The sequence below is a fragment of the Pseudomonas sp. S3_B11 genome (assembly GCF_054667715.1).
The window spans coordinates 1,766,325-1,781,370 of sequence record NZ_CP162749.1 but is presented as its reverse complement, the minus strand read 5'-3'; the positions used below and the strand labels follow the sequence as shown (position 1 = coordinate 1,781,370).

17 protein-coding genes and 1 pseudogene are annotated in these 15,046 nt (G+C 59.3%); 9 read left to right on the top strand and 9 right to left on the bottom strand.

Features of this window, described 5'->3' with window-relative positions; all coding sequences use genetic code 11:
• The first annotated feature begins 136 nt into the window (after positions 1–136).
• On the top strand, positions 137–1,021 hold the full coding sequence (rarD, locus tag AB4O22_RS08360) for an EamA family transporter RarD (protein WP_003202980.1): 885 nt from the start codon (positions 137–139) through the stop codon (positions 1,019–1,021).
• A gap of 91 nt (positions 1,022–1,112) precedes the next feature.
• Here the strand turns inward: rarD and hppD are convergent, their stop codons facing one another.
• Both hppD and AB4O22_RS08350 read right to left on the bottom strand, forming a co-directional pair.
• Positions 1,113–2,189, bottom strand: coding sequence for a 4-hydroxyphenylpyruvate dioxygenase (gene hppD / locus AB4O22_RS08355; RefSeq protein ID WP_003202983.1), 1,077 nt, complete (start codon positions 2,187–2,189; stop codon positions 1,113–1,115).
• Positions 2,190–2,439: 250 nt separating this feature from the next.
• Complete coding sequence (locus AB4O22_RS08350) at positions 2,440–3,384, bottom strand: DMT family transporter (protein ID WP_003202985.1); 945 nt, start codon at positions 3,382–3,384, stop codon at positions 2,440–2,442.
• Between the two features lie 183 nt (positions 3,385–3,567).
• Between AB4O22_RS08350 and AB4O22_RS08345 the strand changes: the two genes are divergently transcribed.
• The 3 genes and pseudogenes from AB4O22_RS08345 to AB4O22_RS08335 all read left to right on the top strand — a co-directional run bounded on the left by AB4O22_RS08345 (position 3,568) and on the right by AB4O22_RS08335 (position 6,176).
• Positions 3,568–4,431 carry a LysR family transcriptional regulator gene (locus AB4O22_RS08345; RefSeq protein ID WP_003202987.1) on the top strand — a complete coding sequence of 288 codons (864 nt, stop codon included), beginning with the start codon at positions 3,568–3,570 and terminating at the stop codon, positions 4,429–4,431.
• Between the two features lie 267 nt (positions 4,432–4,698).
• Positions 4,699–5,599 (top strand): annotated as a pseudogene (locus AB4O22_RS08340) (EAL domain-containing protein); the annotation flags it as partial.
• A gap of 211 nt (positions 5,600–5,810) precedes the next feature.
• Positions 5,811–6,176: a histone-like nucleoid-structuring protein, MvaT/MvaU family gene (locus AB4O22_RS08335; protein WP_003202992.1), complete on the top strand. Its 366-nt coding sequence runs from the start codon at positions 5,811–5,813 to the stop codon at positions 6,174–6,176.
• A 111-nt stretch (positions 6,177–6,287) separates the two neighbouring features.
• Here AB4O22_RS08335 and AB4O22_RS08330 read toward each other — a convergent pair whose 3' ends face one another.
• The gene (locus AB4O22_RS08330; RefSeq protein ID WP_460097799.1) at positions 6,288–6,815 is read right to left on the bottom strand and encodes a DUF4946 domain-containing protein; all 528 of its coding nucleotides are present in this window, start codon (positions 6,813–6,815) and stop codon (positions 6,288–6,290) included.
• A gap of 194 nt (positions 6,816–7,009) precedes the next feature.
• Here AB4O22_RS08330 and gloA point away from each other — a divergent pair, with 194 nt between their 5' ends.
• The gene (gene gloA, locus AB4O22_RS08325) at positions 7,010–7,531 is read left to right on the top strand and encodes a lactoylglutathione lyase (RefSeq protein ID WP_447801051.1); all 522 of its coding nucleotides are present in this window, start codon (positions 7,010–7,012) and stop codon (positions 7,529–7,531) included.
• A gap of 182 nt (positions 7,532–7,713) precedes the next feature.
• Here gloA and ahpF read toward each other — a convergent pair whose 3' ends face one another.
• From ahpF to galU, 4 genes are all read right to left on the bottom strand, one after another.
• Entirely contained in the window at positions 7,714–9,276 is a 1,563-nt protein-coding gene (gene ahpF, locus AB4O22_RS08320) for an alkyl hydroperoxide reductase subunit F (protein WP_053162901.1), read from the bottom strand.
• 123 nt (positions 9,277–9,399) lie between these two features.
• Positions 9,400–9,963 (bottom strand): alkyl hydroperoxide reductase subunit C, encoded by a 564-nt coding sequence (gene ahpC, locus AB4O22_RS08315; RefSeq protein ID WP_003202998.1) that lies wholly within the window; start codon positions 9,961–9,963, stop codon positions 9,400–9,402.
• 174 nt (positions 9,964–10,137) lie between these two features.
• Positions 10,138–11,496: a glutathione-disulfide reductase gene (gene gorA / locus AB4O22_RS08310; RefSeq protein ID WP_460096119.1), complete on the bottom strand. Its 1,359-nt coding sequence runs from the start codon at positions 11,494–11,496 to the stop codon at positions 10,138–10,140.
• Positions 11,497–11,849: 353 nt separating this feature from the next.
• Positions 11,850–12,689 (bottom strand): UTP--glucose-1-phosphate uridylyltransferase GalU, encoded by an 840-nt coding sequence (galU, locus tag AB4O22_RS08305; RefSeq protein WP_003182953.1) that lies wholly within the window; start codon positions 12,687–12,689, stop codon positions 11,850–11,852.
• A gap of 235 nt (positions 12,690–12,924) precedes the next feature.
• Between galU and AB4O22_RS08300 the strand changes: the two genes are divergently transcribed.
• On the top strand, positions 12,925–13,140 hold the full coding sequence (locus tag AB4O22_RS08300; protein ID WP_003203002.1) for a hypothetical protein: 216 nt from the start codon (positions 12,925–12,927) through the stop codon (positions 13,138–13,140).
• Positions 13,141–13,255: 115 nt separating this feature from the next.
• On the top strand, positions 13,256–13,537 hold the full coding sequence (locus AB4O22_RS08295) for a hypothetical protein (protein WP_003203004.1): 282 nt from the start codon (positions 13,256–13,258) through the stop codon (positions 13,535–13,537).
• Here the strand turns inward: AB4O22_RS08295 and AB4O22_RS08290 are convergent, their stop codons facing one another.
• Both AB4O22_RS08290 and AB4O22_RS08285 read right to left on the bottom strand, forming a co-directional pair.
• Positions 13,538–13,768 carry a hypothetical protein gene (locus tag AB4O22_RS08290; protein ID WP_003203005.1) on the bottom strand — a complete coding sequence of 77 codons (231 nt, stop codon included), beginning with the start codon at positions 13,766–13,768 and terminating at the stop codon, positions 13,538–13,540.
• A gap of 109 nt (positions 13,769–13,877) precedes the next feature.
• Positions 13,878–14,228: a hypothetical protein gene (locus tag AB4O22_RS08285; RefSeq protein ID WP_003203007.1), complete on the bottom strand. Its 351-nt coding sequence runs from the start codon at positions 14,226–14,228 to the stop codon at positions 13,878–13,880.
• Between the two features lie 203 nt (positions 14,229–14,431).
• Here AB4O22_RS08285 and AB4O22_RS08280 point away from each other — a divergent pair, with 203 nt between their 5' ends.
• Together AB4O22_RS08280 and AB4O22_RS08275 are read left to right on the top strand one after the other, a co-directional pair.
• Positions 14,432–14,734, top strand: a complete 303-nt coding sequence (locus AB4O22_RS08280; RefSeq protein ID WP_003182962.1) for a DUF1883 domain-containing protein — start codon at positions 14,432–14,434, stop codon at positions 14,732–14,734.
• A gap of 30 nt (positions 14,735–14,764) precedes the next feature.
• Positions 14,765–14,935: a hypothetical protein gene (locus tag AB4O22_RS08275; protein ID WP_018605991.1), complete on the top strand. Its 171-nt coding sequence runs from the start codon at positions 14,765–14,767 to the stop codon at positions 14,933–14,935.
• Positions 14,936–15,046 lie beyond the last annotated feature (111 nt).

Genomic DNA, 15,046 nt, shown 5'->3' with positions numbered 1-15,046 from the left:
CGGGCAAGCCTTGCTCCCACAAGCCTTGCTCCCACAAGCCTTGCTCCCACAAGCCTTGCTCCCACAGGCCTTGCTCCCACCATCAACACCCTCGCCACAGGCAGGGTGTTGATTGATCGCCCTCAAGAGAATCACCGTGTCCAAAGGCATCGTTCTATCGGTCTCGGCCTCCGCGCTGTTCGCCGTCATGTACTACTACACCTCGCTGCTCTCACCGCTGACAGGCGTGGAAATCTTCGGCTGGCGCATGCTGCTGACGATGCCGTGCATGACCGCATTCCTGCTGGTGACCCGGGAGTGGAAACTGGTCACGGCGCTGATCCAACGCCTGATCGCCACGCCACGGCTGTTGATCGCGGCGATCGCCTCGTCGGCACTGATGGGCGCGCAACTGTGGCTGTTCATGTGGGCGCCGCTCAATGGCTACAGCCTGGACGTGTCGCTGGGGTACTTCCTGTTGCCGCTGTCGATGGTGCTGACCGGACGCATCGTCTACGGCGAACGCCTTTCCTACCTGCAGAAAGTCGCCGTGTTCTTCGCCACCCTTGGCGTGTTCAACGAGTTGTACCAGGTGGGTGGTTTTTCCTGGGCAACCTTGCTGGTGGTGATCGGCTACCCGATCTATTTCATCCTGCGCAAACGCATCAAGACCGACAACCTGGGTGGGCTCTGGCTGGACATGACCCTGATGCTGCCCGTGGCGCTGTGGTTCGTGCAAAGCGGTGAACAGGGCCTCGACGTTTTCGATCAATACCCGTGGCTGTCGCTGCTGATCCCGGTGCTCGGGGTGATCAGTGCCAGCGCGCTGGTATCCTACATCGTCGCCAGTCGGTTGCTGCCGTTCAGCCTGTTCGGGTTGTTGAGTTATGTCGAGCCGGTGTTGCTGCTGGGCGTTGCGTTGCTGTTGGGCGAAAGCATCAAGGCCGGTGAATGGCTGACCTACATCCCCATCTGGATGGCGGTGGCGGTGCTGGTGTTCGAAGGGTTCAAGCACTTGGTGCGGCAGCAGCGCAGGGCCTGAGCCTTACACCGCTCCCACATTTGGAACTGTGTCGGGCAATAAAAAGCCCGCCCGGCATCACTGCCGGGCGGGCTTTTTCATGGCTCAGGCCTTACTCGGTCGCCAGCACACCTCGACGCACCTGGTCGCGCTCGATGGATTCGAACAGCGCCTTGAAGTTGCCTTCGCCGAAACCATCGTCGCCCTTGCGCTGGATGAATTCGAAGAACACCGGCCCCATCAGGGTTTCCGAGAAGATCTGCAGCAGCAGGCGCTTGTCGCCCTGCTCGGAAGCACCGTCCAGCAGAATGCCCCGCGATTGCAGTTCATCCACCGGTTCGCCGTGGTTCGGCAGGCGGCCTTCGAGCATTTCGTAATAGGTGTCCGGCGGCGCGGTCATGAAGCGCATGCCGATGCTTTTCAGGTGATCCCAGGTCTTGACCAGGTCATCGGTGAGGAAGGCCACGTGCTGGATGCCTTCGCCGTTGAACTGCATCAGGAACTCTTCGATCTGCCCGGCGCCCTTGGACGATTCTTCGTTCAACGGGATACGGATCATGCCATCCGGGGCGGTCATGGCCTTGGAGGTCAGGCCGGTGTATTCGCCCTTGATGTCGAAGTAGCGGATCTCGCGGAAGTTGAACAGCTTCTCGTAGAAGCCGGCCCAGTAGGCCATGCGTCCGCGATAGACGTTGTGGGTCAGGTGGTCGATGATTTTCAGGCCCGCGCCCACCGGGTTGCGGTCAACGCCCTCGATGAACACGAAGTCGATGTCATAGATCGAGCTGCCTTCGCCAAAACGGTCGATCAGGTACAGCGGCGCACCGCCGATGCCTTTGATCGCTGGCAGGTTCAGCTCCATCGGGCCGGTCTCGATGTGGATCGGCTGGGCGCCGAGTTCCAGGGCACGCTTGTAGGCCTTTTGCGAATCCTTGACCCGGAACGCCATGCCGCACACCGACGGACCGTGCTCGGCGGCAAAGTACGACGCCACGCTGTGGGGTTCGTTGTTGAGGATCAGGTTGATCGCGCCCTGGCGATACAGGTGCACGTCCTTGGAGCGGTGGGTGGCCACTTTGGTGAAACCCATGATCTCGAAGATCGGCTCCAGGGTGTTGGGGGTCGGGGATGCGAATTCGATGAATTCAAAGCCCATCAGGCCCATGGGGTTTTCGTATAGATCTGCCATGTCGGCGCCTCATCAGTCGGGTCAATTAACAAAAAACGTTAGTTGCTGGCGATGCTGAGGACACGGGGCGGCGCGCAGGAAATGCCACGAACGCTGCGGGCGAGGAAATCGCCATAGATCAGTTGAAACCCAAGTATCTTCATTGTCGACCCAAGGCTCTTGCGGGCGAGGCTTCTGCTGCCAGAAGACGTTATTCTTATATGCGTAACTCGATTCTACACAGCGTAACCAGGTTTGTCCGCCTTCTGTATCAAATCGCCTTTTCCTTCGACCGCGCAAGGGGTTTGTTGCACAGGAAAATGCCCACCAGGATCACGCCCCCGCCGACACACATCAAGGCCGTGAGCCGTTCGTCCAGCAGCAGCGCCCCCAGCAGCACCGCCGTCAACGGATTGAGCGCGATGAACACCCCGGAACGGGTCGCACCGATCCGACGAATGCCGTCATACCAGGCGATATAGGCCAGGGCCGAGCCCAGCACGCCGAGGTACAACAGGCTCAGCCATTGCTCAACGTCCAGGCCGCGCAGGGCTTCGACACGAATCTCGCCCGCCGCCGCGCAGGCCAGCCACAACATCAGCGTGCCCAGCAGAATCGACCAGGTCACGGTCTGCAAGGGGCCGAGGCTGTCATTGAGTTTTTTCGAAAACAGCGAATAGATACCCCAGCCCAGCACGCAGCCAAAAATCAGCAGATCGCCGATCCAGCCCTGCGCGGCGCCTTGCAACAAGGACGGATCACGACTGACGATCACCAATCCCGCCCCACCGATGCAAAGCACGATGCCCGCCACTTTCAACCGGCTCAGCCGCTCCTTGAACAACCACCAGGACGCCAGCCCGATCACCGCCGGGTTCAAGGCCACGATCAGCGAGGCCCGCGACGCATTGATGTACTGCAAGCCATAGAAGAAGCACAGGTTGTAGAAAAAGATGCCAAAGAACCCCAGCGCGGCCAATTGCAGCCCCTGTTTCACACTGGGCCTGGCCAGCGGGATCCCGGCCAGGGCGAGAAACGACAGCAGCGCGAGACTCGCCAGCAGGAAACGCAGGCTGGCGGCAAACATCGGCGCCAAGGCATCGGCAAGGATCCGGCCGGCCACGAAGGTCCCGCCCCAGATCATGGTGACCATGGCGAGCTTCAAGTAGACCGGCAGGTCCGACGAGGCTGGGAGGGTTTGTTCGAGGGTTTTCATGGTTTCACCACCGCACGCTAATGAGAAGAACGCAGAACCTGTGGCGAGGGTGGTTAATTGTGGGAGCAAAGCTTGCTCCCACAGGGTGGAACCTTGCCAAAAGGTGTTGTGCTGCTTCCTGATTCAAGTCAGATACCTCATTATTTGGCTCATGCCTTGTCATCGTAAAATGAGCAATTCCTCATGACCCTCACCCAACTCGAAATCTTCTCCCTGGTCGCCGAGCTGCGGGGGTTCACGGCGGCGGCAACGCGCCTGGGCATCGGCCAGTCAGCGGTATCCCACGCCATCAAATCCCTGGAACAAGAATTGGGCGTTGAATTGCTCAGGCGTCATCAGTCCCAGGTGGAACTCAGCGACATTGGTCAGCAATTGCTTCTGCGGGCCCGGGCCATGCTCGGGCTGGCCAACACCTTGCGCCAGGAAGCCGCCGATGCCCGGGGCATGCGCCGAGGCACCTTGCGCATCGGCTCGTTCGGGCCCACGTCATCGATGAAACTGTTGCCCGGTATCCTGCAGCGCTATCGAGACTTGCACCCGGGCATCGAAGTGCACATCGACGAAGGACCCGACAGGCAGGTCCTCCAGTGGCTGGACGAACGGCGGATCGACGTCGGCTTCGTGGTGTTGCCCGAGGAGCGTTTCGATACGTTCATGCTGATGGAAGATCAGATGGTCGCCCTGCTGCCCACTAACCATCCCCTCGCCGCCCGGGCCAGCCTGAGCCTCAAGGACCTGTGCAACGACCCCTTCGTGCACACCGAGGCCGGATCATCGGAGCTGGTTTCGCGCCTGTTCAATGCCGCCCGGCTGACCCCGAATGTGCGTTTTCGGTGTTCGCAACTGCTCAGCACCCTGGATATTGTCAGGCGCGGTGAGGCGGTGAGCGTGGTGTCCGAAGGTTCGTTGCCGGAGGGCGAAAGCCTGGGCTTCGTCGTGCGCCCCTTGTCGCCGCGGGTGCCGCGCCAGATTGGCCTGGCAGTCCTGGACAGCCGCCAGGCCTCGCCCGCCACCCTGGCGTTTATCGAGCTGGCCCGGCAGTCATGAGCCCGACATCAAACCTGTGGGAGCCTGGCACTGAACCTGTGGGAGCAAAGCTTGCTCGCGATGAAGGCACCTCGGCTCTCCAGGTGGACCGCATGATCGTTCATCGCGGGCAAGCCTTGCTCCCACAGACCTCGCTCCCACAGCCACCCTGTGGTCAGCAAGCACCCGGCAAGCCATCTATCATGGTCGGCATCCGACGATTCCCCCTCATCCCTTTTCTTCTCAGGTTGTGCCGATGCCCTTGACCGCCACACGCGCGCACACCCGGCATCGCGCTACGCCTTCAACGTAGAAGCCGGCTTCGATGAGGGTGAAACCTGGCGCTACATGGCCAGGGAATATCCGCCGCTGTTCAGCTTGCTGATCTTCTTCGGCGTCGTGGCCGGGACCCTCGGGCACTGGCTGCAAAAACGCGCCTCCTCGCCCAGTCGTGAACTGCAACGGGCCCTGGAAGCCGGCGAGTTCGAGCACTATCTGCAACCGGTCGTGCACAGCGACAGCAAACGCTGGGCCGGCGTCGAAGTGCTGATGCGCTGGAATCCCCCCAAGGAAGGCCTCGTTCGCCCGGACCTGTTCATCCCATTCGCCGAACACAGCGGCCTGATCGTACCGATGACCCGGGCGCTGATGCAGCAGACCATGCACCTGCTGGCACCGCTGGCGCCTCAACTCGAAGCACCGTTTCATGTCGGCATCAACATCACCGCCCGCCACTGCCAGGATCTGGTGCTGGTGGACGATTGTCGCGAATTTCTCGCCGCCTTCGCGCCGGGTGCGATTGCCCTGCGAGCTGATCGAACCTACGCCCGTTACCCGGCAACTGTTCGACCAGCTGCGGGAGCTGGGCGTCAAGATTGCCCTCGACGACTTCGGCACGGGTCATTCCAGCCTGGCGTACTTGCGCCAGTTCAACGTGGATTTCTTGAAGATCGACCAGAGTTTTGTCGCGATGATCGGTGCCGATACGCTGTCACGGCACCTGCTCGACAGCATCATCGAACTGTCGGGCAAGCTGGGCCTGGACATGGTGGCCGAGGGCGTCGAAACCGTCGAGCACAGCGACTACCTGAGCGCCCATGGGGTGAACTTTCTACAGGGTTATCTATTTGCTCGACCGATTAGCGGGCAGGCGTTCATTGAGACCTTGACCGGCCTTAATGGCAGTTAACCGCCGCCGATCTATTGACGACGATGCCCAACTGATAAAAACTTTTGCTGTTGTTACATAACGAAAAAGTTACGATTTACACTTTCCGGATTAACTACTACAATTTTTCTACCTGTGCCAGATAGCAGGAGAGTCATTAACACCAAGGCGCTCGGCTTATAGCTTTGTTTGCGGTTGGTATCAGCCAAATATTTTGATTGGAGTAACGATTTTGTCCAGACTCGCTGAATTTCGTGCAGCCGAAAAGGCCCTTCAAGAACAGCTCAAGCAGTTGGAATCGCTGAAGAACGATGCCGGGCTCAAGAAGGAAATCGAATTTGAGGAAAAGCTCCAGGGACTGATGAAAACCTATGGCAAGAGCCTGCGCGACATCGTCGCGATCCTCGACCCGAACCCGTCCAAGGCGAGCCTGCAATCGACCAAACCCATCAAGACCCGCCGTGCGCGAGTGGTAAAGGTTTACCAGAACCCACACACCGGCGAGTTGATCGAGACCAAGGGCGGTAATCACCGCGGTCTGAAAGCCTGGAAAGAACAGTACGGTGCAGCTACCGTCGACTCCTGGTTGCGTGGTTGACACGTGCGCGGTTGACAGCGTCCATGATGCAAAAAAGCCCTGAATACACTCAGGGCTTTTTTATGGGCTAAACTTTTTGGATTAAATCCCGAGCGTATTACACTGACGGCCTTATAGTTTCAAACTGTTTCGCACCGACTGTATTTCATCCTGGCTTTCAACAAACACCTGCGCCTGCCCTGCATAGGACAGCACATAAGCCTTGCCCCCATTTAGTGCCGCGACGAGTGCCTGAGACAATACATGGCGTCCGTTCTGCGTGATCGTGCAAGTGGTTTCCAATGCAGTTACGCCGCCCAACATGGAAGCATGGATCTTATTGCACACACTTTGGTAGCCGCCCTGGAAGAAATCCTTCTGGATCGACTTGCGCATTTCCAGCAACACGCCTTGCAAGTTGACCTGGTGATCGGGCTCGACGGTAGTCGTGGTCAATTCCATGACCATCACGGCATTGCCGGCCGAATCGCTCTTGGTTGCACGTTGTCGCAAGGGGCCCGGCGCCGCGGCGTCGGCGGGCAGTGGCTCGACAACCCAGCCTTGGGGCCAGGCGATCTGCGGTTCGTCCGCCTGGACGCCGCCGACACTCGCAATGCAGGCAAACAGCAGGACAAACAGCGAAAGGAACGGTCGAATCATTGCGTTGGCACTCAAGGGCGAATCGTAAAGTCTGAAGCCCGAGGCAGAAGCAGGCAATAGCCACACGCGGTTTGGCGACACCGCGTCCCTTGCGTATCATGGGCGCACCTGCAAGGAAGCCGTCTGACGCAAGCCCAGGAACCGTCGCAACCAAGCTTGCGACGCCGTTTGCCCCACTTATTTCCGGAGGGCCCATGAGCCTGCACGAACTCAATACTTTCCCTGGCGTCACCGCCCAACCTGATGCCGCCACGGCCAAGTTCGTCTTCAACCACACCATGCTGCGAGTCAAGGACATCACCCGGTCGCTGGATTTCTACACCCGCGTGCTGGGTTTCTCGCTGGTGGAGAAACGCGACTTCCCGGAAGCCGAATTCAGCCTGTACTTCCTGGCACTGGTGGACAAGAACCAGATCCCGGCGGACGCGGCGGCGCGGACCGAATGGATGAAGTCGATCCCTGGCATCCTGGAACTGACCCACAACCATGGCACCGAAAGCGACCCGGCCTTCGCCTACCATAACGGCAACACCGACCCACGCGGCTTCGGCCACATCTGCATCTCGGTACCGGACGTCGCCGCCGCCTGCGAGCGCTTCGAAGCACTGGGCTGCGATTTCCAGAAACGCCTGAACGACGGCCGCATGAAAAGCCTGGCGTTCATCAAGGACCCGGATGGCTACTGGGTTGAAATCATCCAGCCTGCGCCGCTGTAAGCCTCACCACCATCCCCCCTGTGGGAGCGAGCTTGCTCGCGATGACGGCGGCACATTCAACATGGATGCAAGCTGACCCACCGCTATCGCGAGCAAGCTCGCTCCCACAGGGGGATGCGTGATCCAAAACAAAACCCCATGAGCCAGGCTCATGGGGTTTTGTTTTCTCCGCTATCGGGTGTTCAGGCCGGCGCAGAGGTGCGGATCAGGTGGTCGAAGGCACTCAGCGAAGCCTTGGCGCCCTCGCCGACGGCAATCACGATCTGCTTGTACGGCACGGTGGTCACGTCACCGGCGGCGAACACGCCAGGGATCGAGGTTTCACCCCGGGCATCGACAATAATCTCACCCCGCGGCGACAGCTCGACAGTGCCTTTGAGCCAATCGGTGTTGGGCAACAGGCCGATCTGCACGAAGATCCCCTCCAACTCCACATCCCGCACGTCACCGCTCGGACGGTCCTTGTAGCGCAAGCCATTGACCTTCTGACCGTCTCCAGTCACTTCGGTGGTCTGGGCGTTGGTAATCACCGTCACGTTCGGCAGGCTGTGCAGTTTGCGCTGCAATACCGCGTCGGCACGCAATTGCACATCGAACTCCAGCAACGTGACGTGGGCGACGATACCGGCCAGGTCGATGGCCGCCTCGACGCCGGAGTTACCACCGCCGATCACCGCCACGCGCTTGCCCTTGAACAGCGGACCGTCGCAGTGCGGGCAGTACGCCACGCCCTTGTTGCGGTACTGCTGCTCGCCCGGCACGTTCATTTCACGCCAGCGGGCACCGGTCGCCAGGATCACGGTCTTGGCCTTGAGGCTCGCACCGCTGGCGAACTTGATTTCATGCAGCCCGCCGTCCTTGCCTGGCACCAAGGCGTCGGCACGTTGCAGATTCATGATGTCCACGTCGTACTGCTTGACGTGTTCTTCCAGGGCGACGGCCAGTTTCGGCCCTTCGGTTTCCTGGACCGAGATGAAGTTCTCGATGGCCATGGTGTCGAGTACCTGGCCGCCGAAACGTTCGGCCGCCACGCCAGTGCGGATGCCTTTACGGGCCGCGTAGATCGCCGCCGAAGCGCCAGCCGGGCCACCGCCGACCACCAGCACATCAAAGGCGTCCTTGGCGCTGATTTTCTCGGCCTGGCGTTCGATACCACTGGTGTCGATCTTGGCGAGAATCTCTTCCAGGCCCATGCGGCCCTGGCCGAAGTTCACACCGTTGAGGTACACACTCGGCACGGCCATGATCTGGCGTTCATCGACTTCGGCCTGGAACAGCGCACCGTCGATGGCGACGTGGCGAATGTTCGGGTTCAGCACCGCCATCAGGTTCAGCGCCTGGACCACGTCCGGGCAGTTCTGGCACGACAGCGAGAAATAGGTCTCGAAGTTGAACTCGCCCTTGAGGGCGCGGACCTGTTCGATGACGTCGGCACTGGCCTTCGAAGGGTGACCGCCAACTTGCAGCAAGGCCAACACCAGCGAAGTGAATTCGTGGCCCATGGGAATGCCGGCAAAACGCAGGCTGATATCGGCTCCCGGGCGATTCAACGAAAACGAAGGTTTGCGCGCATCGCTGCCGTTGTCGAGCAAAGTAATCTGGTGGGAAAGACTGGCAACGTCTTGGAGTAACGCGAGCATTTCCTGGGATTTCGCACCGTCGTCGAGGGAGGCGACGATCTCGATCGGCTGGGTGACCCGTTCCAGGTATGACTTCAACTGAGCTTTAAGATTGGCGTCCAACATACGGGCGATTTCCATTTTTTGAATTCAGAAAAAACAACGCCCGAGCGAATCTCGCCCGGGCGTTTTTTGGGGCGAAGCGGCTTGCTTGATTAAGAGCGGATCGCCCTCGGATGACTCACAGACTTAGATCTTGCCGACCAGGTCCAGGGACGGAGCCAGGGTGGCCTCGCCTTCTTTCCACTTGGCTGGGCAGACTTCGCCCGGGTGAGCGGCAACGTACTGAGCGGCCTTGATCTTGCGCAGCAGCTCGGAAGCGTCACGGCCTACGCCGCCGTCGTTGATTTCAACGATTTTGATCTGGCCTTCTGGGTTGATCACGAAAGTACCGCGGTCAGCCAGGCCGACTTCTTCGATCAGCACGTCGAAGTTGCGCGAGATGACGTGGGTCGGGTCGCCGATCATGGTGTACTGGATCTTGCCGATGGCTGGCGAAGTGTTGTGCCAGGCAGCGTGGGCAAAGTGAGTGTCGGTGGAAACGCTGTAGATCTCGACGCCCAGCTTCTGGAACTCGGCGTAGTTGTCGGCCAGGTCTTCCAGCTCGGTTGGGCAAACGAAGGTGAAGTCAGCCGGGTAGAAGAACACGACAGACCATTTGCCTTTCAGGTTGGCGTCCGATACTTCGACGAATTCGCCGTTTTTGAAAGCGGTAGCGTTGAACGGTTTAACTTGGCTGTTGATGATAGGCATCGATGTTTCTCCGTCAGGGTTGAAAGTTGATGGAGAGGATCTTAACCACTCATCCCCAGGCTGGCTCATTGGCAAACCTGATGCGAATGATTGGTTTTGGCTATCAGCAGCTAAATAGATAGAAGAAAACTTAATATGGCGAGCCGGCTCGCTCGCCATATGTTCGTCGGATGGTCAGGAGGCGACGGGGGTACGCATCGTCACGAATTCTTCGGCAGCCGTCGGGTGCACGCCGATGGTTTCGTCGAAGTCGCGCTTGGTGGCGCCGGCCTTGAGTGCGATGGCCAGCCCTTGAACGATTTCACCGGCATCCGGCCCGACCATATGGCATCCCAACACCTTGTCGGTCCGGGCATCCACCACCAGTTTCATCAGGGTGCGTTCCTGGCATTCGGTCAGGCTCAGCTTCATCGGCCGGAAGCGGCTTTCGAAAATCTCGACCTCATGCCCCTCCTCCCTGGCCTGCTCTTCGGTCAGGCCAACTGTGCCGATGTTCGGCAGGCTGAACACGGCGGTGGGAATCATCCGGTAATCCACCAGACGGTACTGCTCGGGCTTGAACAGACGCCGCGCCACCGCCATGCCTTCGGCCAGGGCAACGGGGGTGAGCTGGACGCGACCGATCACGTCGCCAATGGCCAGGATCGACGGTTCAGCGGTCTCGTATTTTTCGTTGACCTGGACAAAGCCCTTCTCATCCAGCGTGACACCGGTGGTTTCAAGGCCCAGGTTGTCGAGCATCGGCCGCCGGCCGGTGGCGTAGAACACGCAATCGGTGAGCAACGTCTTGCCGTCCTTGAGCTCGACCCTGAGGCTGCCATCGTCCAGCTTTTCGATGGACTTGATGTCTGCGTTGAACTGCAGGTCCAGGCCACGGCGGGTCAGCTCTTCTGCCAGGTGCTTGCGTACCGCACCGTCAAAGCCGCGCAGGAACAGCTCACCGCGATAGAGCAAGGACGTCTGCGCACCCATGCCGTGGAAGATCCCGGCGAACTCCACCGCAATGTAGCCACCGCCCACCACGATCACGCGCTTGGGCAGTTCCTTGAGAAAGAACGCCTCGTTGGAGCTGATGGCGTGCTCGCGCCCCGGAATGTCCGGGATCACCGGCCAACCGCCCGTGGCGATCAGGATGTGCCTGGCGGTGTAGCGCTGGCCGTCGATCTCGACCTCATTGGGCCCGGTCAGCCTGGCGTGACCTTCGTGCAGCACGACGCCGCTGTTGACCAGCAGGTTGCGGTAGATGCCGTTGAGGCGATTGATTTCCCGGTCCTTGTTGGCGATCAACGTGGCCCAGTCGAAACTCGCCTCGCCCGCCGTCCAGCCATAGGCCGACGCCTGTTCGAAGTCCTCGGCGTAATGCGCGCCGTAGACCAGCAGTTTCTTCGGCACGCAGCCCACGTTCACGCAGGTCCCGCCCAGGTAACGGCTCTCCGCCACGGCCACCTTGGCCCCGAAACCGGCGGCAAACCGCGCAGCCCGCACACCACCGGAACCGGCGCCAACCACATACAAGTCAAAATCGTAGGCCATTTTCTATCTCCTTCGGCAGGTCATCAGCATACCTGCTGTTTTCACCTGAGGCAGCGTTGCGATGGTTATGGGGGCGGAAAATGGAAAAGCCAGTTGGGCCGCTCAAGTTACGCCGATCCATGTGGGAGCGAGCTTGCTCGCGATGGCGGCGGCACATTCAACATGGGTGTAGGCTGGCCCACCGCTATCGCGAGCAAGCTCGCTCCCACAGTTGTTTTGGGGTGGTCTCAGGATTTTTCATATCCCACAGGGTTTTGTTTGTGTGATTGATGATTGGCGAGAGACTTTTCCCCAAGCCAAAAAAAACGCCCCGAACCAGTCGGGGCGTTTTTTTCAAGGTGTGGCGCAGGCTGTCAGTAAGCCTTGCCCGTCTTGTAGAAGTTCTCGAAGCAGAAGTTGGTCGCGTCGATGTAGCCTTCGGCGCCACCGCAGTCGAAACGCTTGCCCTTGAACTTGTAGGCCATGACGCATCCGTTCTGGGCCTGTTTCATCAGGGCGTCGGTGATCTGGATCTCGCCGCCCTTGCCTGGCTCGGTCTGTTCGATCAGGTCGAAGATATCCGGGGTCAGGATGTAGCGACCGATGATCGCCAGGTTCGACGGTGCGTCTTCAGGTTTTGGTTTTTCAACCATGCTGTGAACGCGATAGATGTCGTCGCGGATCATTTCGCCGGCAATCACGCCGTACTTGTTGGTTTCCTGCGGATCGACTTCCTGGATCGCCACGATGGAGCAGCGGAACTGCTTGTACAGCTTGACCATCTGGGTCAATACGCCGTCGCCTTCGAGGTTGACGCACAGGTCATCCGCCAGGACCACTGCGAACGGTTCGTCACCGATCAGTGGGCGGCCGGTCAGGATCGCGTGGCCCAGGCCTTTCATTTCGGTCTGGCGAGTGTAGGAGAACGAGCACTCATCCAGCAGTTTACGGATACCGACCAGGTATTTTTCCTTGTCGGTGCCCTTGATCTGGTTTTCCAGCTCGTAGCTGATGTCGAAATGGTCTTCCAGGGCGCGTTTGCCGCGGCCGGTGACGATGGAGATTTCCGTCAGGCCCGCATCGAGGGCTTCTTCGACGCCGTACTGGATCAGTGGCTTGTTCACCACCGGCAGCATTTCTTTGGGCATGGCTTTAGTCGCTGGCAGGAAGCGAGTACCGTAACCGGCTGCTGGGAACAAGCATTTCTTGATCATATAAGTCCTTGAAAAGGCGGTGTGTACGAGTTTCGGCGCAGTCTAATCAGGCAACAGGCACCTTACAATGCCTACGCTGGCCAACCGGTGCCATCATAGAGAAATAAAAAACGGCGGATAGTTCAATCGCCTTTCGTTTCGATGGCTCCAGCGGACCCACTGTACGCCAGTGAGCGCTGTTTGCGAGCATTTGACGTATCATGACGCCCTTGATCCCGCCAATTGAGGCAGCTAGATGTCGGCAACAAGAAACGCAAACGGTTATTCGGTCAGCCAGGGCAAGGACGGCCAGTGGTGGATTATCAACTACCACGGCGAGCAGGTCGCCGGTCCCTTGCCCAGCAAGGCCATGGCGGTGGAAGTGGCTGCGGTATTCCAGGATGAGCGCGCTGCCCCCGCAGTGAAAGAACGCGACACCGCCCCCGCCCGCAGCCCCCGTCGCAAGAAGTAACCAGACGAGCCTCGTAAAAATGCCGCGCGGGCATTGAACGAGGCTTGTTTAGCTGTACCGGAGTGGCCATTCGCTATAATCTCGCGCTTGCCCTTCCCTCCTTGATGACGACCCCATGAAGACACTTCTGGCACTGTTTGCAGTCCTGGCCCTGGCGGGCTGTGCCTCAGCCGAAAAAACCTACCTGGACAACGGCGAACAAGGCCTGGCCATCGACTGCTCGGGTGAGGCCAACTCCTGGGCGACGTGCTACGAAAAGGCCGATGCGTCCTGTGCCGGCACCGGCTACCGCATCGTCGGTACCGACGGCACGCCCCAGGCCAAGGAAAGCGAGAAGACCCTGGGCGTCGACGTCGGTAACTTCACCAGCCGCAGTGTCGTGGTGGTCTGCAAGTAATCAAATGTGAATCTCGGCAAACTTGATGCCCAGCCCGCGTAGGGTTTCGATCAGTTCGTCGAGACGGGCAAAGGACTCGACTTCGTCCTGGTCATCCACCAGGAAAAAACTGCGTCCGGCGCTTTTCTTGAAGAACACGATCCATTCGCCCGGGCTCGCCGGATTCTGAATCACGTGGGTGGCACAGATAAGACCTTCTGCATGGCGCTCGCGCACCTGCTCGCGTTTCATCGACTGACTCCATGAATGACAATGCCGCCAACGTGAACCGTGGCGGCATTTTTTGTCGAAGGCAGTAGTTTATCCGATGCCCGGTCCGCTCGTCAGGCGCGCAATGGGATCAGCCGGAAATGCAGGCGTTGGCGGCATCCTGCACGTCGCCCGGACGCACCGGGACATTGGACATGCTTTCGTGCAGCTTGATGCTGCTGCCGCTGGAGCGCTCGTCAATGTCGAACACCGCCGCCGGCAGGGTCGACAGTTTGCCCGGGACGATCAATCGAACGCCATTCTTGTGTGGCTCCACTTGCAGCGGACCACGGCTTTTGGCCAGTTTGTCGGAAACACACTTGGCATATTCGTGAGGTTTCTTTCCGGAGATGACGCTCATGGTGGGGGGCGTCTGGTTGATGTCCGATACCGATGCACATCCACTCATGGCCAATGCCAACACCCACACGCTGCGCTTCATATGATTCCTCCGATAAAGATCCTCCGACAGTGCAGACGCCGTTTTTCTCCGGTGCCGCACCGCTTTATTTTTCCCGCAACCTGCAATAAATGAACAAAGCCTGGAGCGCGGGCCGGATATTAACACTCGGGGCTGATAAACTGCGCATCATTGCCCCTTGCTATCGTTTTGATTTTGTAGAAAAAGCCCTTCTGGAGGCGCCCATGAAATTCATCCACCAGCGCGAGCACCTGAACGAAGACGACATTGTCGTCATCGAATGCTCCCAAATGTGCAACATCCGTTTGATGAACGACGCCAACTTCCGTAGCTTCAAGAACGGCGGCCGGCACACGTATCACGGCGGCGCGTTCGACACCTTCCCGGCCCGGATCACTGCCCCTAGCACAGGTTTCTGGAACATCACCATCGACACCGTCAACCGCCGTGCAATCAGCGTCACGCGCAAACCGACCCTGACCCACAAGATCAAAATCATCCGGCGTTCCAGCTCGAAACTGAGCTGAGCCTCGCCCACTTTCAAGACAGGCAAAACCGTGGCCCAGACGACCAAATACGTCATCAAGTACAAGCTCAACGACGAACGCCGCTTCGAATTCGCGCAACTGGAAACCGGGACCGAGGAAGAAGCCAGGGCCGCATTGCAAAAGCTGCATGGCCAGACCGACGACGTGATCAGCGACGTCAAGGTCAGCAAAGCGCTGTAACAACTCATCCGACTGTTTTTGTGGGAGGGTTATCCCCATTGTGGGAGCAAGGCTTGCCCGCGATGAAGGCGCCTCGTTCACCCCGACAGAACGCGTTGCCTTCATCGCGGG